This window comes from Bradyrhizobium sp., from assembly GCF_047605465.1.
In the GTDB taxonomy this organism is placed as follows: domain Bacteria; phylum Pseudomonadota; class Alphaproteobacteria; order Rhizobiales; family Xanthobacteraceae; genus Bradyrhizobium.
On record NZ_JASGFS010000004.1, the window covers coordinates 192,372 to 211,176 of the forward strand.

The window sequence follows — 18,805 nt, forward strand, 5'->3', positions numbered from 1 at the left end:
ACGACGGATTGGCATCGTTTGTCTCTCAATGACACTTGAAATAATCGAAGGGTTCGCAGCAGGCCTTGCAGCGCCAAAGTGCCTTGCAGGAGGTCGAGCCGAATTCCGATAGCAGCTCGGTGTTGGCCGAGCCGCATTGCGGGCACGCGACCACCTGCTCACCGAACAGCGCGCGGCGCGAGCCTGTGGCTTGCGGCGGCGCGATCCCGTAGGCCTGCAGCTTCCGGCGGCCCTCCTCGCTCATCCAGTCCGTTGTCCACGCCGGCGACAGCACCGTGCGCACCTTTGCCTGGCGAAAGCCGGCACGCTCCAGCGCGATCTCGATTTCGAGCGAGATCATGTTCATGGCCGGGCACCCCGAATAGGTCGGGGTGATCGCGACTTCGATTTTGCCATTGTCCAGAACGACATCGCGCAACACGCCGAGATCGGCGATGGTCAGCACCGGAATTTCGGGGTCGACGACGCTCGCGGCCGCGTCCCAAGCGCGCTGGCGCAACTCCGCCTCGCTTTGCAGCACAATCACCATGTCAGCCCCGGAAAGGTGCGCTGCATCGATTGCAGATCACTCAGGAGATGACCGAGATGTTCGCTATGGCGGCCGGAGCGGCCGCCCTGCTGCATCCAATCGTTCTGCGGCAGCACCAGCGTCGCTTCACGGGTGACATCGTCGAGGGTCGTCATCCAGCGACCGCGCAGGGGTCCGGGATCGACGGCGATACCGGCATGAATCAGGGCCCGCTCGCCGTCGTCGACGGCGAACATTTCGCCGGTAAAGGCCCAGAGGTGGTCGATCGCGGCCTGGGCCCGTGTCCGGCTCTCTTCGGTGCCGTCGCCAAGCCGGATGACCCACTCCGACGCATGGCGCAGGTGATAAGCGCTTTCCTTCTCCGATTTGGCGGCAATGGCCGCGAGCGTTGTATCGCGCGAAGCCATCATGGCGCGCCAATAGAGGTCGACGAACGCCGAATAGAAGAACTGCCGCACGAGGGTCCGGGCGAAGTCGCCATTCGGCTGCTCGACCAGCAGCAGATTGCGGTACTGCCTGATATCGCGCAGGTAGGCGAGCTTGTCTTCGTCGTTCTCCCGGCCTTCGGCCTTGGCCGCGTAAGTATAAAGCTCGCGCGCCTGACCGATGAGGTCGAGCGCGATGTTGGAGAGGGCCATGTCCTCCTCCAGCATCGGCGCATGCCCGCACCATTCCGAGAGCCTGTGCCCAAGGATCAGCGCATCATCGGCGCGGCGCAACGCGTAGAGCACCAGCGGCGTCTCGGAGACCTCGATGTTGGCGACGGGCATCTGTCCTATCCATCTTGCCACTTGTTCCGATTTCATCCTGAGCAGGCGCAAAGCGCCGTCTCGAAGGATGGGCTACAAATTCCGCGCCTCATGGTTGCTCGGCGATGCGAAACATCGTCAGGAGACGCCGCTTCGCGGCTCCTCACCATGAGGGAAGAACGCGTTACATGTGCCCCACTTCCTCAGGCACCTCGTAGAAAGTCGGATGCCGGTAGATCTTCGATTCCGCGGGCTCGAACATCATGCCCTTCTCGGCCGGATCGCTCGCGGTGATCGCCGTCGACGGCACGACCCAGATCGAGAGGCCCTCACCCCGGCGAGTATAGATGTCGCGCGCGGCCTGAAGAGCCATGGTGGCATCGCTCGCATGCAGCGAGCCGACATGCTTGTGCGCGAGACCGTTGCGGCTGCGAATGAAGACTTCCCACAGCGGCGTGTTCGGCGTGGCCATCGTGATCCCCCTACTCTGCGGCTTGTGCGGTCTGGCGATGTGCGCGCTTCGCGGCGTAAGCGGCCGCTGCCTCGCGCACCCAGGCGCCATCCTCGTGCGCCTTGCGGCGCGCTGCGAGGCGATCGCGGTTGCACGGGCCATTGCCGGCGAGCACCTGCTTGAACTCGGTCCAGTCGATCTCGCTGTAGCGCCAGTGCCCGTCGGCATCCTGCGTCATGCCGGGATCCGGAACGGTCAGCCCCAGATATTGCGCCTGCGGCACGGTGGCATCGACGAACTTCTGGCGCAGCTCGTCATTGGAGAAGCGCTTGATCTTCCACTTCGTCGAGGTGTCGCTGTGCTGGCTCGTCGCATCCGGCGGGCCGAACATCATCAGCACCGGCCACCACCAGCGATTCAGCGCATCCTGCGCCATCGCCTTCTGCTCGTCCGAGCCGCGGCTCAGCGTCAGCATGATCTCGTAGCCCTGACGCTGGTGGAAGGATTCCTCCTTGCAGACCCGGATCATCGCGCGTGCATAGGGACCGTAGGAGCAGCGGCACAGCGGAATCTGGTTCATGATGGCGGCACCGTCGACCAGCCACCCGATCGTGCCGATATCGGCCCAGGTCAGCGTCGGATAGTTGAAGATCGAGGAATATTTGGCCTTCCCGGCGAGCATCGCGTCGACCAGCTCTTCGCGCGAAGTGCCGAGCGTCTCGGCCGCCGCGTAGAGGTAAAGCCCATGGCCGCATTCGTCCTGCACCTTTGCGAGCAGCGCGGCCTTGCGGCGCAAGGTCGGCGCACGCGTGATCCAGTTGCCCTCGGGCAGCATTCCGACGATTTCGGAATGGGCGTGCTGGGAGATTTGCCTGGTGAGCGTCTTGCGATAGGCCTCCGGCATCCAGTCGTTCGGCTCGATGCGCTCCTCGGCATCGATGCGCGCCTGGAAATGTCCAGCCTTCGCCACGTCTTCGAGGCTGCGGTCATCCGCCTCGGCCGCGTTCAGCGCTTGCGTATACATGCGCATCCTCCCGATTTATTGGGAGACAATATATAACAGAAATTACTTCATGCAAGATATTTCTGTAACATATTGATCAGCTGCCGAACCTCCGTTCCAGCAGCTTCCGGGCCGGCGGCAGCGGCCCCTTTTCGTTGGTTCCGTGGCCATCAAGCCATTGTTCGGACGGCGCAAGCAACGCGCGATAGATCTCGCCGCAGAGCTCGCGGGCGGCCAGGCCAGGCCAATCGGCCGGGAGCAGGCTCTCGGGCAGCAGCGGATCGCGCAGCACGACACGGCGGTAGCAGTGGATCAGGAGGATGCGCGCGGTGAAGGCCTCGGCCTCGGACAGATCCGTCCCTCGTTCGATCGCGGCGCGGAACGGCTCGAACATCTTCATGAACCTCACATAAGCATCCGCCGTGCGGTCCAGCGGCCAGCTCGCGCTGAGCAGGCGACGTCCACTGTCGTCCTCCGCCGAGACTTCAAGGCGAATGGCGCCATCGGCTTCTTCCGGCACGGGCACACCCGATGGTGCGACCCACACGCCGGGCAGCGGACTGCCAAAACCTGCGTTGCGCAGCGCCTCGCGCGAGGCGTCGCGGTCCTCACCATTGCCGATCAAGAGCAGTTCGAAACGGCCGGTCCAGGTGGAAAGCGGCGGATCGTAGATGTGGCGAGTCGCAGCCTCGAAAGTCTGGCGCCCCTTCTCGGCGAGGCGATAGAAGCTGTTGCGGCCGACCTTTTCACGCGTCAGCCAACCATCGGCCGCAAGGCGCGACATTGCGGTGCGCACCACGCCGCTGTCGATGTCGAGGCTTTCGAAGAATTCCAGTAGCGTGCCGAGCCACACCGAGCCGCCACGCGGCACGATGGCATCACCGAATACGGTGATGACGATGGACCCAGTGCGCGACGGCTCGCGCTTGAGCTGATCGATGATGCGGGAAAGCGGATGCGCCATGCGCGAGGCATAGCGCGTTTGGTGCGGGCGCGACAATGGACGGGAGCGAAGCTGTTGCTCTCCCTCTCCCCGTTCTTACGGGGAGAGGGCTGGGGTGAGGGGCTGCATCCGCAAAAATGGTGACAGTCGGACTCGCGGAAACTCCCCCTCGCCCGGATCGCATCTCCGATGCGATCCGACCTCTCCCCGCAAGCGGGGCGAGGTGAAGAAGGCCCGCTCACCGATGTGGATCGGGATACGCCAGGCTGCGCCAGCCGCTGCGGTCGAACGGCCGCCACTCGCCTTCCTTCTGCGCGAGACGATCGGCGACCGCATAGACGGCGGCGGGGTGGTGACCCATGCCGCAATGGCTGCTCTCGACCTCGATGCTCTCGGTCTGGGCGCCCGTCCGCTCCATGCAGCCCTGCCAGGCGCAGACGCCATCAGTGCGGCTGAAGATCGCGGTGGTCGGCACCGGCGGCGGTACGGCGAGCTCGCCGCCGAACTCCGGATCGACCTCGTCGGACCTCTGTCCGCTCACCCACTCGTAGACGCGCCAGGCATTGGTCGAACGGGGATCACCGGCGAAAGGACTGCCGAGCGTAATCACCTGGCGCACCCGTTCCGGCATCATCTTGGCCAGCTGGCGCGCATAGAGGCCGCCGAGGCTCCAGCCGACCAGGCTGATCTTGCGGCCATGCTTGTCGTTGAGTTCCTCGACCAGATCGACCATCGCATGCTGCACGCCCGGCCGCAGACCGTAATTGCGGCCCTGGCGCCAGCCGCTCACCGCATAGCCCTTGCCCGACAGGAAGGTGCGCAGCGCGCGCGTGGAGGCGTCCGAGGCCACAAGGCCCGGCAGCACGAGCACCGGATGTCCGTCGCCACGCGGCGCAAGGCTCAGCAGCGGCAGCGCGCCGAGGAATGCCCCGAACTCGTGGATCGCGCGCCCCTCCAGAAACATCAGGGTGCGGGACGGCGGTTGGAGCGTCTGGGCAGTTGCGGTCATCAATGTCTCCCCGAGAGGCGCCGGTCGCGGCGCCGGCTGATGGGCATAATTCCAATACGCCGGCTTCTCGAACGTTCCGCAGCGCAACATGAATCAGCTAGGCGGCCGGTTCCGGACATTCAAGCGGGAGAGACGCAGGGCGACAATAGGCCCCGGTGCTAATGCGTGGAGGCGTGACGCAAAAGTCACAGCAAACGGAGCAGGAATTCCACGGAGTAGAGCACAAGCCCGGCGAGGCCGCCGATCAGCGAACCGTTGAAGCGGATGTATTGCAGGTCGCGGCCGATGTTGATCTCGATCAGCGAAATCAACTGGGTCATGTTCCAGGACTTCACCTGGTCGGAGATGAAGGTGGACACGCCGCTCTTCTGGTCGGCGATGAAGCTGCGCAGCACCGTCACCAGACCATTGTTGATCTCGCCGCGCAGTTCGGCGTCGCCGGCAAGCGCTTCGCCCGCCGCGACCAGCATCCCCGCAAGATGATGCTGCAACACCTGCGTCTCGCCCAATGCACTGCGCTCGATGAACGAGCGCGTGTTGGCCCAGATGGTACGTGCAAGATCGGCGAGTTCGGGACGCGCGAGCAGATCCCGCTTCAGGCCATCGATGCGATCCACATAGGTCGGGTCGGTGCCGAGACGGTCGACGAAGGTCAGCACCATGCGGTCGAATTCGTCGCGGAACGGATGCTTCGGGTCGCTTCGCACTTCATCGAAGAACGCCGTGGCGGAGGCGACGATCTTGTTCACGAGAAACTTGTCGGCGCGATAGAGCCTGAGCAGGGTCGGAAGCTCCGCGCGCACCTTCTCGCGGATCATCGCCATCGTCTCTGTCTGCGTGAGCGTGTCATGCATCACGCGCAGGAGATCGTCGAACAGCACTTGGTGCCGTCCCTCGGCGACGAAACCACGCAATGTGCCGGCGGCAAGCGGCGCGAGGTCGATGGCCTGGAGTTGGGATGACATCCGGCGGATGATGAACGTCATCAGGCCCGACGTCTCGGTTGCGGAAAAAGCCTCCGGCAGCAGACGCAGCGCGAAACGCGCCAGATCGTCGCTGCGCTTCCGATCGCGCAGCCAGTCGGCAACGAATGAGCCGAAGTCGATCTCCTTCAGCTTGGCCTCGACGGGCCCCGCCTCGAGGAAATGCACCTGGATGAATTCGCCCAGCTTGTCGGCGATGCGGGCCTGGTTGCTCTGAATGATCGCGGTGTGCGGTATCGGCAGGCCGAGCGGCCGCTTGAACAGCGCGACCACCGCATACCAGTCGGCAAGGCCGCCGATGGTTGCGGCCTCCGCGAAAGCCGCGACGAAGCCGAACACGGGATGCAGGGGAAGAAGCCATTTCGCAACCACGAACAATGCCAGCGTCGAAGCCAGCACCAGCGTCGCGAGCGCCTTGACGCGCCGCAGATCGGCCGCGCGTTCGGCGTCGCCTGGTGTGTCGAAGAAGGTGCCGGATGGAGTCATCATCGCATCACATTATCCATCATTGCGAACGAAGCGAAGCAATGACGGCAGCCAATGACGGCGACGCAAAAAACAAGGCCCGCCGAAGCGGGCCTCAGAATTCAGTTTTCAACTCGGCGCACCAATCAGGCGGTCTTGTTGTAGACCTTGGTGAAGTTGTCCTGAGCGGACTTCGCACCATTGGCGGCGAGCTTGCCGAGATAGTCGGCGGTCGCCTTGGCGCGCGAGACGAACACTTCGCCGCGGGCGCGGAGCAGGCCCGACTGGATCTCGACGGCTTCGCTGATCGACTTGGCCGAAGCGAGCTTGTCGATGCCCGAGAAGAACGCCTCGGCGTCTTCATAAATCGCCTGCTGGATGTTGCGGCTGATCTTGCCGGCCTCGGCGACGGATTCGGTCACCGCGTTCTCGACGGCGGCGGTCACTCGCTCGGAGCCCGCGAAAGCCTCGGCGGCGCGGTCCTTGGCGGTGTTGGCGCTCTTCTTGACGAACTCGCGGGCAGCCTCGGGAACTTCTAGGTTCTGGATGTTCTTGAAAGCGTCCTTGAAGCCCTCGAAAGCGGTATTCGTTTCAGTGGTCATGGGGTTCTCTCCATCCTCATTGGTCTGAGCTATGGGCTCACCCCGTCCGCATTGGCCCGGGGCACGTCTTATATGGCATAGTTAATTGTGCAATGCAATATCATTGCTGCGCTGCGATATCACGAAACCGTGAACAGCCTTAACGGGAGGCATTTCGCTGCCTCTTTGGCCATGAGCAGGCCGGCGCGATAGGGATCATGCTGGATGGTCCTTCCAGCCAGGCCCTATGGTCTTAGTGCTGGACGGCGCCGGGTACGCCATAGGCCTCCATCTGGGCCTGGACCTGCGCAATGTTGTGGCCGAGCACGACGATGTCATGGGTCTTGCCGTCGACGTCCCGGACGTGATCGCGCAACAGCGCTTCGGCCTTGAAGCCGAGGCTCTCGAACAAGGCGATCGCCGCCTGCTGGTCCACCGTCATCTGGACGGAGAGCTTTTCGAGACCCGCACCGAGCGCGAGCGCGAAGGTCTCCTGCGAGAGCGCCCGCCCTACCCCTTTGCCGCGCACGTCGAGCGACACCACCATCCGGATCTCGCCGACATGCGGCGACCAGGAATGGGGATCGCGCACCAGCGTGCCGCAACCGACTACCTTGCCGTCCTTCACCGCGAGCAGGCTCGTGATCGCACCACGTTCGATCTCCTTGACCCAGGCCGAAAGGACCTTCGGTTCGCTGATGTTGCGCGGAAGGAACAACAGATCGTGGCTGGGCAGCCCCTTGCCGAAGGCAAGCACCGCCGCCTCGTCCGCGGGCGACATCAGGCGTATCTCGATGTCGCCTGCGTCGGTCCTGATGTGACGCGGATAGGAACGCTGTCCGTTCATGTCGACCTCTTCCCCAGCCAGGAGTCCAGTTTCGGCCACAGCCGCTTGACCGCGTTGGCGCCGGCGACCAGGGAGACGTGACCGCCCTTCAGCATCACCTCCTCCTTGTCCTCGGCGCCGATCTTCGCGATCAGATGTTTCGCGGCGTCGTACGGCACGATGTGGTCGTGCTCGGCGACCGCATGCAGGATCGGCACCTTGATGTTTGCGAGCCTCGCCGCGCGCCCCCCGACCGACATGGTGTCGTTGAACAGCTTGTTGTCCCACATCAGGTCTTTGGTGATCGTACGAAAATATTCGCCGGCCAGCGGCAGCGTGTCGGTCGCCCAGCGATCGAACATGCGATACGATTTGACGAACTCATCGTTCCAGATGTTGTCCCAGAGCTGGATCTGGCTCACCGTGCGCGACGCCGGTCGCAGCATCTCGAAAGACGACAGGATCATCTCCGGCGGCACGTTGCCAACGCTGTCGACGAGCCGGTCGACATCGAAATAGCGACGATCGGAAAAGCTCGAGAACAGCTTCATCTCGCGAAAATCGATCGGCGTGGTGAAGCAGATCAAGTTCTTCATGGGCCCGTCCTGAAAGATCGAGCCGTAAAGCAGCGACAAGACGCCGCCGAAACAATAGCCGATCACCGAGACGTCCTGCTCGCCGGAATCCTGCTGCACGCGGCGAACGCAATCCGGGATGAAGTCGAGGACGTAGTCCTCCATCCGAAGGCTTTTCTCCTCCGGCCGCGGCGCGGTCCAATCGAGCATGTAGACGTCGTAGCCGCGCTTGAGCAGGAACTCGATGAAGCTCTGACCGGGCACGAGATCGAGGATATAGCCGCGGTTGGTCGTCGCCATCACGATCAGGACCGGCACGCGATAGATCTCGTCCGACATCGACCGGTAATGATAGAGGCTCATCGTACCGCGCGAATGCAGCACGTCCTTCGGCGTTGATCCGAGTGTCGGGCCGGAGGTCGAGAAATACTCGACGCCCTTGATGCTGCGCATGATGGCACGTTGCACCTCGGATTGGATCCGCTCCGGGATCGATGCCAGATCAAGTCCCGTCGGTGCATTCATTTGGGCTCTCCACCTTCGGAAGGTGGACGCCTCGTACGCGGCGGCCGCGGCGCCGCCCCGGCTTGCGATCCGCCGGCCGCGGCCGACATCTGGTTCAGCATCGATTTGATCTCGCCGAGCTGATTTTCGATCGACTGCAACCGTTCGGCGACGCCAGTCATCTGCGCGCGGCTCGGCAGGTTCATCGAGAGCAGATACTTCTCCATGAGGTCGCCGAACTGCTTCTGAGCACCTGCAGCAACGCCGCCGGCGCGGTTCACGGCCTGCGAGAATTCGGGCGTCTCCATCGCCTTGGTGGCGAAGGAGTTGAACCCTTTCTCCATCTCGCCAACCATTTTCTGCCACAAGGCGACCGGATCTGTGATCTTGTCGGTCATCGGCGTCCTCCAGATTGTCGAGGGTCTTGGCGCCCTGATTTTCCGCCATACCACACCGTTGCGAGGTGCCGGTCAACCGGCAAGCGGCGGCCCTGCTGACGCGCTCACGGCTTCTTCGCGGCGGGAAACCGTGCGATACAGCATCGATCCGCAGCAAGGGAACGCGCCCGTGAATGCCTCTGCTCATCAGCCGCCGCAGACCGTCCGCGCCAACGGCATCGAGATCTGCTACGAGATTTTCGGCAACGACAATGCCGAGCCGCTGCTACTGATCATGGGTCTCGGCGCGCAGATGATCCACTGGGACGATGCGTTCTGCGAGCAACTGGCCGCACGCGGTTTTCGCGTGATCCGCTTCGACAATCGCGACATCGGCAAGTCCAGCCACCTGACCGGAGGCAAGCGGCTGACCCCGCTCGAGCTGTTGAAGTTGCGCTTCCTGAAGATTCCCGCCGCCGCGACCTACAAATTGATCGACATGGCCCGGGACACGATCGGCCTGATGGACGCGCTCGGCATCAAGTCGGCGCATCTGGTCGGGGCGTCGATGGGCGGCATGATCGCTCAGGAAGCGACCTTGTCGTTTCCTGAGCGCGTGCGCTCGCTGACCTCGATCATGTCGACTACGGGCAATCCACGCTTGCCGCCGCCGACGCGGGAGGCCGCCGCGATGCTGATGGCGCCCCCGCCACGCAGCAAGGAGGAGTTCATCGTCCGCTTCGGCCAGACGTGGAAGGTGTTGCGTGCCGGAAGCTTTCCCGAAGAGGAAGCGCTCGATCCGCAGCGCGCCGAACGCGTCTTCGCGCGCGGGCTCAACCCTGCCGGCGTCGGCCGGCAGTTGCGCGCCGTGCTCGCCTCGGGCAGCCGCAAGGAGCGGCTGCAAGGCGTCAGGACGCCGACGCTCGTCATTCACGGTACGGTCGATCCGCTGGTGCGCCCCGAGGGCGGCCAGGACACCGCCGCCTCGATTCCCGGCGCGAAACTCCTGATGATCGACGGCATGGGCCACGCCCTGCCGATGCGCTTCTGGAACGAGATCATCGACGCCATCGACAAACATGCGCACGGCGCAGCCGCAAAGGCGGCGTAGACCGACACCGGCGGTCTCCCCGCAGTGACCATGTGAGTTGCCGGTTACCGTCTTAACTCGGGCGGATACGAAAGCTATACAGGCCTCTCAATCGCAAGACAGGGGCCGTCGCCTCTCGGAGCTCACATGCATCTCATCGTCCGCGCGGCCGCACTGCTCGCCGCTTCCATCCTCATGCTGTCCTTCGCCGGCAGTGCCGCAATGGCCGGCAACGCGCAGGAGGAAGCCAACCGCCAGGCCGTGCTGGCCTTCTATGAAAAGGGACTCAACCAGAAGGACGCCGATGCGGCCATCGCCTATGTCGGCAACCGTTATGTCCAGCACAATCCGAATGCCGGCGACGGTCCGGAGGGGTTCCGGAAATTCATCGGCTTCCTGCGCGAGAAGTTTCCGAACTCGCACAGCGAGATCAAGCGCTCATTCGTGGATGGCGACTATGTCATCCTGCACGTTCACGCGGTGCGCGAACCCGGCACCCGAGGCAACGCCATCATCGACATCTTCAAGCTCGAGAACGGCAAGATCGTCGAGCACTGGGACGCCGTTCAGGCCATCCCCGAGACGTCTGCGAACAGCAACACGATGTTCTGACCGATCGAAGCGCGGGCAGAGACGACCTAGCGCTTCGTCGCGATCCAGATCACATGACGCGCGCCACCGCCTTTTCCGGTGGCGCGGACATTGACCTCGTTGACCTCGAAACCCGCACCGCCAAGCCGCTGGGTAAACGCCGCGTTGGGTCCCGACGACCAGACGGCGAGCACGCCGCCCGGCCGCAGCGCCGTCTTCGCCGCCTTCAGCCCACTCGCATTGTAGAGCGCATCATTGCCCTTGCGGGTCAGACCTTCCGGCCCATTGTCGACGTCGAGGAGAATGGCATCGAAGGCCGATCGACGCGTCCGGATGATCTCGGCAACGTCGGTTTCCCGGATACTGACGCGGGCATCATCCAGGCTGTCGCCGAAGATGCCAGCCATCGGACCGCGCGCCCATGCGACCACGGCGGGCACCAATTCGGACACCACGATCCGGGCCTTACCTCCGAACGCACCCAGCGCCGCGCGCAAGGTGAATCCCATGCCGAGGCCGCCGATGAGCACATGCGGCGCCCCGACCTCCTCGATCCGCTTTGCCGCGAGTGTCGCGAGCGCGGCTTCAGAGCCGGACAGACGGCTGTTCATCAGCTCGTTGGTCCCGAGCATGATGGAGAACTCCTTGCCGCGGCGCATCAGGCGGAGTTCGCCGTCGGAGCCGGGAATGCCGGCGGTGTCGATCTTCTCCCAGGGAATCATGCCCGAGGTTTAGCACGATCGCCCCCCGCAGAGTGGGTTGGCCGAAAAGCGTAGCCGCCCCTCCACCTGCCACCCGGTGACGCGAGCCTCGCCAGTCCGCGGCTAACCGCCCGCCCAGACGTCCAGCACGTAGCGGTTCTTGGCGCCGAGATCCTCGATCCAGCGCGCACCGGCTGCCACGTCGGCACCGGAGCGCTCACGATAGATCGCCACGAGCGCCGCCTTCACGTCCGGTTCCATCCTGCCGCCATCGCCGCAAACAAAGATGATCGCGCCCTGCTCGATCAGCGGCCAGACCTTGTCCTTCTGCGCGGCCAGAAGATGCTGCACATAGGTTTTCGGTCCGTCGGCACGCGAGAATGCGGTGAACAGCTCGGTGATCCCGTTCGCCGCCAGCGCCTTCAGCTCGTCGGCGTAGAGGAAGTCCTGGTCGGGATGCCGGCATCCGAAGAACAGCATCGCCGGGCCGAGGCTTGCGCCCTTGGCTTTGTGCGCCGCGCGCTCCTGGAGAAAACCGCGGAACGGCGCGAGGCCGGTGCCCGGGCCGATCATGATGATCGGCACCGACGGTTCGTCCGGCAGCCGGAAACCGGCCTTGGTTTCACGCACGGTCGCGTAGACGGTATCGCCGATGCGGCGGTCGCTGAGATAGTTCGAGCAGATGCCCTTATAGAGGCCGCGGCCCGATGCCGCCTGCCCGCCCACGACGCCGACGGTGATGCTGCAACGTGCGGGATCGGCCGACGGCGAGGACGAAATCGAATAATAGCGCGGCGCGAGCAGCGAGAGCATTTCGAGATAGGCATGAAACGGCAGCTCGCAGGCCGGATATTCAGATAGCAGATCGAAGACCGATTTGCGCTTCGCCAGGATCTCGGCGCGATAGCGCTCCTCCGCCTCCGCATCATCGCCGACGAACGCGAGCAGCTTCGGCTTTGTCATGGGGCACCGCGTATGCTCCGACATGATCTGGATCTGCTTTCGCGTCGCGACCTGCTGCAGCTCCACGAAATCGGTGAGAAGCTGCCCCACCGAGACGCTGTCACCGACCGGTAGCTGGGCACGGCGCCCTTCGGCGACCCGCAGCCTGATCTGATCGGCAGGCAGGAAGCCGAAGCGGCGCGCGACCGCCTCGACCAGCGCCGGATCGTTACGCGGCACGACGCTGAGATGGTCGCCGACGCGATACGTCACGCCTTGCGGCAGCTGCACCTCGATGTGGCGGGTCGACCGCTCGGACGGGTTGGGGCCGCCCTTGTTCTGGAGCTCGTCATTGACAAGCAGTTTCATCGCCACGGCGCCGCCGAGCGCCGCGATCGCATTGACCGCGCCGGGCGCGACCGGCTCGACGTTGTAGAGCGGCTCGTCGTCGGCGCTGCGGCTGAAGTTCGAGGTCAGCCCCAATTCCTTCATGGCTGCCGGGGCTGCGGCCGAAAACCATTTCTCGAACTGACCATCGAGGTCGCTGCGTGCATCGCCCTCGCCCCGCGCATGGAGACTGCGGGCACCGCGGGCCGCGAGCTGCTCGTCGATGAAGCGCGGCACCGACTGATAGGTGGCGGCCCAGTCGCTGTTGCCGCAACCGAACACGACGTAGCGCACCTTTGACAGCGCGTCGCCTGATGCCTCGCCATGCAGCCATTTGACGAATTGCGTGGCATGGTCCGGCGGCGCTCCGTTATAGGAGGCACAGAAGATCAGTACGCCGCCCTCCTCCGGCAGCTTGCCGGCATAATCGTCCAGCGGTGCGAGCTTGCTGGCGAAGCCATTGACCTCGGCGAGATCCGCGACACGCGTCGCCAGTTCCTCCGCCGTCCCGAGATTGGAACCATAGAGCACGAGCAGCGGCGTGTTGTGGCCGGGTCGCGCCGTCACGCGCGGCGCAACGACGCCGGCAGTTGGCGTCGCCGCGGCGGCACCGCCAAAAGCGCCACGCTCGCGATCGGCACGCGGACGCACCTTGATCTTGAAGCCTTCCGGCTTCATCGTCAGCGTTTCCTTCAGGTGCATCTGGTAGCGCTGATGATCGATCAGCCTGAACCGCTGAAGGATCATGCCGAGCGCCAGGGCTGCTTCATGCATCGCAAAGCCACGACCGATGCAGGCGCGCTGGCCGTTCCCGAACGGCTTCCAGGCATTGACCGGCCGCGTGGCTTCCGCCTCGCGGCTGAAATTCTCGGGGTCGAACGCATCGGGATTGGGCCCCCACACCGAGGGATCGCGGTGCAGCGCCGTCACCAGGATCGTGGTGAAAGTGCCCTTCCTCAGCTTGTATTTGCCGCCACCAATGGTCTCGTCCTGCAGCGGCGAGATGCCATAGGCCGGCGCCGGCGGCCACAGCCGCAGCGCCTCCTTCAGGATCTGGGTGATGTAGGTAAGCTGCGTCACCTGCTGATAGGTCGGCTTCGCATCGACGTCGGGACCAAAAACGCGATCGACCTCGTCATAGGCTTTCTTGAGGATATCGGGGTGCTTGAGCAGCGCATAGAGCGTGTAGGACAGCAGCCCGCTGGTGGTCTCGTGGCCCGCGATCAGGAACGTGTTGATCTGGTAGCGGATGTTGACGTCGTCGAGTTGCTCGCCGGTCGAGCGGTCGACGCCGGTCATCATGGCGGCCAGCATATCCTTCTTGTCGTCGATGGCTTCCGCGCTCTTGCGGCGTTCGGCGATGATCTCGTCGACCATCCTGTTCATGAAGGCCACGTCGTCGGCGAGCGTCTTGCGCCGCTTCTGCATCCAGAGCTGCTCGAACGGCAGGCCCCGGGTCATCATGATGGTTTCGAGCGAACGCACCAGCGACTCGACGAAGGGATGGTAATCGCGCCGGTAGAACGAGTTGAATCGGTAGTCGAAGCCGCACAGGCCGATCGTATCGAGCGTCAGCGCGGTCATGTCGTGAACGACATCGATCTCCTCGTCGGCGTTGAGACGCTCCCACTTCTTGACGAGCTGCTCGGCGATGTCGACCATGCTCGGGTGATAGGACTGCATGGCGCGATTGCCGAAGGGCTGCAGCAGGATATTGTGCGCCTTGCTCCAGTTCGGCTCGCGCGTGTCGGCCGTGAACAGGCCGTCGCCGCCGACCGCACGGACACGCCGCAGCGCACCGCGCACCGTCTTGTCGAACCGTTTTTCATCCGAGAGCTCGTCGACGAGATCGTGACCGGAGACCACGACGATCGGCGACCCCATCATGTCGAGCCAGAAGATCGGACCGAGCTCCTTGGCGAGCCGCGTCAGGTCCTGTACGGGCGCGGCCGAGTCCAGCGACAACATGTTGCCGACCACCGGCTTGGTCGGCGGGTGCGGAATCGGGTCCAGACGGTTCTTGGATGACATTGAAAGCGCTTCCCCCTGCCTCGGTCGGCAACCGCGTCATTGCGGGGAGCGAAGCAACGAAGCAATCCAGGTCGCGGTCGCGGCCAGGATTGCTGGATTGCTTCGCTTCGCTCGCAATGGCGAACTCACAACGACGAACTAGCCAAACCGCCTTCTACGCCATTCGATCAGCTTGGCACTGACCTCTTCCGGCTTCTCCTGCTGCGTCCAATGGCCGCTGTCCTTCACCAGATATTTCTCGAGGTCGGCCACGAGCTTCTCCATGCCGTCGGCCGCCGAGGGCGGCAGCACCGCGTCGTTCTCGGCCATGATCATCAACGAAGGCACCTTGACATGATGGTCGAGCCCCTGTGATCGCTCCCAATTGCGGGTGAAGTTGCGATACCAGTTGATGCCGCCGGTAAAGCCGGTCTTCGTGAATGTGTCGACGAACACCTTCTTCTCGTCGGCGGACAGGATCGGTGTCCGCGGATCGGCCTTGGCATCGTATGCCGCGATCATCTGCGGGAACGCCAGGTTGAGCTTCGGCGAAGCGCCCACGCCTGCGACCGGCGCCTGCTCCGGCTTTTGATCCGAACGCGCCAGCGGCTTGCGCATGAACGCGTCGAACGTCTGCTCGACGCGGCTGCCGAAAATCCTGTCCGGCTCGCGCGCGGGATCCTGGAACTGGACGATGTACATCTGGTCGCCGAAACGCTGCCGGAACAGCGCGATCGGGTCGATCGGCGCGCGGCCCCAATGCGGTGTGTTGACGCCGACAACCCCGGCGACGCGCGTGGGGTGTCGCAGCGGCATCTGCCAGACGACGAACCCGCCCCAGTCGTGGCCGACGAAGATCGCCTTGTCGATTCCCAGATGGTCGAGCAGGCCGACGAGATCGCCGGTCAGGTGCTCCATGTCGTAGGCTTCGACCGGCTCGGGGCGGTCGGACGCACCATAGCCGCGCTGGTCCGGCGCGATCACCCGGATGCCGGCCTCGCTCAGCGCCTTGATCTGATGACGCCAGGAGAAGGCGAGTTCCGGCCAGCCATGACACAGCACCACGGGCGGTTTGTCCGTAATCGGCCCTGCCTCGTAATAGCCCATGCGGATTCCGTTCGTCTGCGCGAACTTCAACGGCGGCATTTCAATCATCATCGGATTCCTGGAATATTTGCTATTCGGCCGCGCTCTTGATGTCGGCCGCAGGCGGCGCGTAGGCCGCTTCGAGTGCGGCGAACTCCTCCGGCAGCATGTCGCACATCACCTGCACATGCGGAATGATGTTGGCGCCGACGATGAAGCCGAAATCGAGCTGGTCGCGATAACTCTGCACGGTGATGTTCAGGGCCTGCCCATGCGTCGAGATCGACACGGGGAAGATGTGCAGGAGCTCGGCGCCGGCGGCGTAGAGCGTCTGCCGCGGTCCCGGCACGTTGGAGACGGTGATATTGGCGGCCGGCGGCAGCACGTCCGACAGGTTCGAGCGGCTGTAGAGCAAGGCGAGGATCTGCACCATGATCGGTGCGCCCAGCATCGAGATGTTGGACACCTGCGGCATCAGGGCCCGCAGCGGATGCGACATCTCCTTGGATTTCGTCGATTGCGCGATGATCGCCTCGAGCCGCGCCTTGGGATCGGCGATATTGGTCGCGATCGCGCAGATCATGCCGAACACCTGGTTGTTGGCCTCGGTGTTGCCCTCCTCGCGCAGCGAGATCGGCACCGCCGCGGTCAACGATTTCGCCGGCAAGGTACTGTGTTGCAGGAGATAGCGCCGGACCACGCCGGAGGCGAGCGCCAGCACCACGTCGTTGAGCTTGCCGCCGGCCTGCTTGGCGAGGGCTTTTGCACGCGACAGCGGAATCGAAACGCCGGCAAAGCTTCGCTCCGACGAGATCGTCTTGTTGAGCATGGTCGGCGGCGACACCATGCTGGCAAGGCTCTCACGCGATTTCGGATCGGAGACCTTGCCCAGCACGTCGGACACGCTCTTGAGCACGGTCGGGATATTGCCGGCAAAACGCACCGCGCTTTCGATCTGGTACATCGCGTTGTCGAACAGGATCGAGCCGATGTCGCTCTTGCCCGTCCGCGGCAATTGCAGGTTCCTCGCGGCCTGCGAGGCATCGAGCGGCTGGCTGAAGAGCTGTTGATAGGAGTCGAGCAGGTTGGCCGCGATGTCCCGCGGCTCCTGTCCCGGCTTCGCCCCACCGGCGGGCGGATCGACCTGACGCGGGATCGGCGTGATGTCGTAGATCATGTTGGTCAGCGCCGCGCCGGCGCCGCCATCGATCGCGGCGTGGTGCATCTTCGAATAGAGGCCGACCTCGTTGTCCTTCATGCCCTCGAACACGTAGAACTCCCAGAGCGGACGGGCACGGTTCAGCAGCTTGGCGTGCATCCAGCCGACGATGCGTTCGAGCGTGGCGCGGTCGCGCGGCAGCGGCAGGCTCGCACGGAAGATATGACGGTCGATGTCGAACTGATCGTCCTCGACCCAGGAGGGATGGTCGATGTCGAGCGGCGCCTTCTCCAGTCGGGCTTTCAGGATCGGCGCGATATGCAGCCGCGAGACGATCATCGCCTTGAAGTCTTCGAAGAAGTCGCCCTTGTAGTCCTCGGGCAGGCGGAAGATCGCCATGCTTCCGACGTGCATCGGCATTTCCGGCGTTTCCAGATAGAGAAACGACGCATCCAGCGACGACAGCTTCTTACCGTCAGCCATGGTTCCCTCCCAGCAATCATTGACTGGCGCTTTGGTCAGCGCTTCTCGTCAGGCCGATACTGCCCGTTCCGGCGGGGCATATGCAATGGCAAACGGCCCGGCCCGGTCAAATGGCGAGAACTCTCCCTCGGGTTGCGCCAGACGGTCCGCCACGGCCCACAGGGCGGCGGGATTCACCCCGAGCCCGATATGGCTGGCGAGATGCACCTCGATGTTCTCGGCGCGGTCGGAGGGACGCAGCAGACAGGTCCGCCAGTTCACGACGCCGTCGGAGCGCGAATAGATCGAGCTCGCGGGCACCGGAAGATCGCCAGCGATCGCTTCGCGCAACTCCGCCATGTCCTCGACACGCTCGCCGGACAGGGCTTCGTAGAGCCGCGTCGCATTGGTCGCCCGCAGGTCGTTCGCAAAGGGGCTGCCGAGCGTGATGACGGAGCGGACCAGATCGGGTGCCTGGAGCGCCAGATCGCGGGCATAGACACCGCCGAGGCTCCATCCGACCAGGCTGACCTTGCGCCCGGTCTCGGCATGGATTTCGGCGAGGCGGCCGCGCAGGGCCTCCCGCATCCGCGCCAGGCCTCCGAGATTGCGGCCCATCCGCCAGGCATTTGCCTGATAACCGAGCTCGTTGAGATAACGGCGCATCGGCGCCATCGAGAGGTCGCTCGCGAGAAAACCGGGCAGCGCCAGCACCGGATGGCCGTCGCCCCTGGGCGCGCACATCAGGACGGGCGACAGCAGGAGGCTGGCGTTGAATTCGAACAGGCCGCGGGCCTCGGCGAACAGCAGACCAAGGCCCGGCGGACGAAGCCGGCCTGACGCCTGAGCCTCGTCCCGCGCGACCGGCATTATTTCTTCTTGTCGCTGCTGCGGGTGCCGCCGAGACCGGCCATCGCCACGAACATGTCCTGGAACCGCTCGGCGATCTTCGGATCGAAGGTGAACCAGCTCTGGATCAACGATTCCGGCGAGACCTTCTCGATGTTGCTCAGTACCTGCTGCTGCAACTTGTCCATCACCGCCGTCTGCATCGGCGCCACGTCCGGCAATCCGAAGAACTGGCGGGCTTCCAGGGGGGTGCAGTCGATTTCGATGTTTACTTTCATGTCCCCTCCTCGGAAGTGGATTCGAGCGGCGTGTCACAGTATCGCCGCGACACGGCAGGCAACGCAAGCCACCTGAGGCAGGCCCGCGGTGACCGGCCTCGCGATCAGCCGATATGGTCAATTAAATCGCTCGGCCGCACCGATGGCCTGAAGCCCCTATTTTCCCTTTCGATCGAAAGTCGAATGCCGCTCGCAGGCACCCGCGTCCAGGGGTGACGGACAGCATTGCTGCACAGCGGCGCAAGTTGGCGCGTT

The 18,805-nt window shown here is 64.1% G+C and carries 19 protein-coding genes; 2 read left to right on the forward strand and 17 right to left on the reverse strand.

Annotated elements, in window-relative coordinates; translation table 11 throughout:
- Positions 1-25: 25 nt before the first annotated feature.
- The 11 genes from paaD to QM712_RS06385 all read right to left on the reverse strand — a co-directional run bounded on the left by paaD (position 26) and on the right by QM712_RS06385 (position 9,016).
- Positions 26-529: a 1,2-phenylacetyl-CoA epoxidase subunit PaaD gene (paaD, locus tag QM712_RS06335; RefSeq protein ID WP_415022211.1), complete on the reverse strand. Its 504-nt coding sequence runs from the start codon at positions 527-529 to the stop codon at positions 26-28.
- Positions 523-1,299 carry a 1,2-phenylacetyl-CoA epoxidase subunit PaaC gene (gene paaC, locus QM712_RS06340; RefSeq protein ID WP_415022212.1) on the reverse strand — a complete coding sequence of 259 codons (777 nt, stop codon included), beginning with the start codon at positions 1,297-1,299 and terminating at the stop codon, positions 523-525. The genes paaD and paaC overlap by 7 nt, the downstream gene beginning before the upstream one ends.
- A gap of 163 nt (positions 1,300-1,462) precedes the next feature.
- Positions 1,463-1,750 carry a 1,2-phenylacetyl-CoA epoxidase subunit PaaB gene (gene paaB, locus QM712_RS06345; RefSeq protein WP_008136594.1) on the reverse strand — a complete coding sequence of 96 codons (288 nt, stop codon included), beginning with the start codon at positions 1,748-1,750 and terminating at the stop codon, positions 1,463-1,465.
- A 10-nt stretch (positions 1,751-1,760) separates the two neighbouring features.
- Positions 1,761-2,753: a 1,2-phenylacetyl-CoA epoxidase subunit PaaA gene (paaA, locus tag QM712_RS06350; RefSeq protein ID WP_415022213.1), complete on the reverse strand. Its 993-nt coding sequence runs from the start codon at positions 2,751-2,753 to the stop codon at positions 1,761-1,763.
- 76 nt (positions 2,754-2,829) lie between these two features.
- Positions 2,830-3,696, reverse strand: coding sequence for a phenylacetic acid degradation operon negative regulatory protein PaaX (paaX, locus tag QM712_RS06355; protein ID WP_415022214.1), 867 nt, complete (start codon positions 3,694-3,696; stop codon positions 2,830-2,832).
- 217 nt (positions 3,697-3,913) lie between these two features.
- Entirely contained in the window at positions 3,914-4,684 is a 771-nt protein-coding gene (locus QM712_RS06360) for an esterase/lipase family protein (RefSeq protein ID WP_415022215.1), read from the reverse strand.
- 185 nt (positions 4,685-4,869) lie between these two features.
- Positions 4,870-6,153 carry a DUF445 domain-containing protein gene (locus tag QM712_RS06365; protein WP_415022317.1) on the reverse strand — a complete coding sequence of 428 codons (1,284 nt, stop codon included), beginning with the start codon at positions 6,151-6,153 and terminating at the stop codon, positions 4,870-4,872.
- A 125-nt stretch (positions 6,154-6,278) separates the two neighbouring features.
- Positions 6,279-6,734 carry a phasin gene (locus tag QM712_RS06370; RefSeq protein ID WP_415022216.1) on the reverse strand — a complete coding sequence of 152 codons (456 nt, stop codon included), beginning with the start codon at positions 6,732-6,734 and terminating at the stop codon, positions 6,279-6,281.
- Between the two features lie 232 nt (positions 6,735-6,966).
- Entirely contained in the window at positions 6,967-7,560 is a 594-nt protein-coding gene (locus QM712_RS06375) for a GNAT family N-acetyltransferase (protein ID WP_415022217.1), read from the reverse strand.
- Positions 7,557-8,639, reverse strand: coding sequence for a PHA/PHB synthase family protein (locus QM712_RS06380; protein WP_415022218.1), 1,083 nt, complete (start codon positions 8,637-8,639; stop codon positions 7,557-7,559). The genes QM712_RS06375 and QM712_RS06380 overlap by 4 nt, the downstream gene beginning before the upstream one ends.
- A complete protein-coding gene (locus tag QM712_RS06385; RefSeq protein WP_415022219.1) occupies positions 8,636-9,016 on the reverse strand; it encodes a hypothetical protein in 381 nt (126 codons plus the stop codon). The genes QM712_RS06380 and QM712_RS06385 overlap by 4 nt, the downstream gene beginning before the upstream one ends.
- A gap of 169 nt (positions 9,017-9,185) precedes the next feature.
- Between QM712_RS06385 and QM712_RS06390 the strand changes: the two genes are divergently transcribed.
- Positions 9,186-10,106 (forward strand): alpha/beta fold hydrolase, encoded by a 921-nt coding sequence (locus QM712_RS06390; RefSeq protein WP_415022220.1) that lies wholly within the window; start codon positions 9,186-9,188, stop codon positions 10,104-10,106.
- A 126-nt stretch (positions 10,107-10,232) separates the two neighbouring features.
- The gene (locus QM712_RS06395) at positions 10,233-10,697 is read left to right on the forward strand and encodes a nuclear transport factor 2 family protein (protein WP_415022221.1); all 465 of its coding nucleotides are present in this window, start codon (positions 10,233-10,235) and stop codon (positions 10,695-10,697) included.
- Between the two features lie 26 nt (positions 10,698-10,723).
- On the opposite strand, the gene QM712_RS06400 is transcribed toward QM712_RS06395, so the two are convergent.
- From QM712_RS06400 to QM712_RS06425, 6 genes are all read right to left on the reverse strand, one after another.
- Entirely contained in the window at positions 10,724-11,398 is a 675-nt protein-coding gene (locus QM712_RS06400; RefSeq protein WP_415022222.1) for a spermidine synthase, read from the reverse strand.
- Between the two features lie 102 nt (positions 11,399-11,500).
- A complete protein-coding gene (locus QM712_RS06405) occupies positions 11,501-14,737 on the reverse strand; it encodes a bifunctional cytochrome P450/NADPH--P450 reductase (protein WP_415022223.1) in 3,237 nt (1,078 codons plus the stop codon).
- 138 nt (positions 14,738-14,875) lie between these two features.
- Positions 14,876-15,871 (reverse strand): alpha/beta fold hydrolase, encoded by a 996-nt coding sequence (locus tag QM712_RS06410; protein ID WP_415022224.1) that lies wholly within the window; start codon positions 15,869-15,871, stop codon positions 14,876-14,878.
- 22 nt (positions 15,872-15,893) lie between these two features.
- Complete coding sequence (locus tag QM712_RS06415) at positions 15,894-17,444, reverse strand: wax ester/triacylglycerol synthase family O-acyltransferase (protein WP_415022225.1); 1,551 nt, start codon at positions 17,442-17,444, stop codon at positions 15,894-15,896.
- Between the two features lie 48 nt (positions 17,445-17,492).
- Positions 17,493-18,293, reverse strand: a complete 801-nt coding sequence (locus QM712_RS06420; RefSeq protein WP_415022226.1) for an alpha/beta hydrolase — start codon at positions 18,291-18,293, stop codon at positions 17,493-17,495.
- Positions 18,293-18,550: a DUF6489 family protein gene (locus QM712_RS06425; protein WP_415022227.1), complete on the reverse strand. Its 258-nt coding sequence runs from the start codon at positions 18,548-18,550 to the stop codon at positions 18,293-18,295. Before QM712_RS06425 ends, QM712_RS06420 begins: the two co-directional genes overlap by 1 nt.
- Between the last annotated feature and the right edge of the window lie 255 nt (positions 18,551-18,805).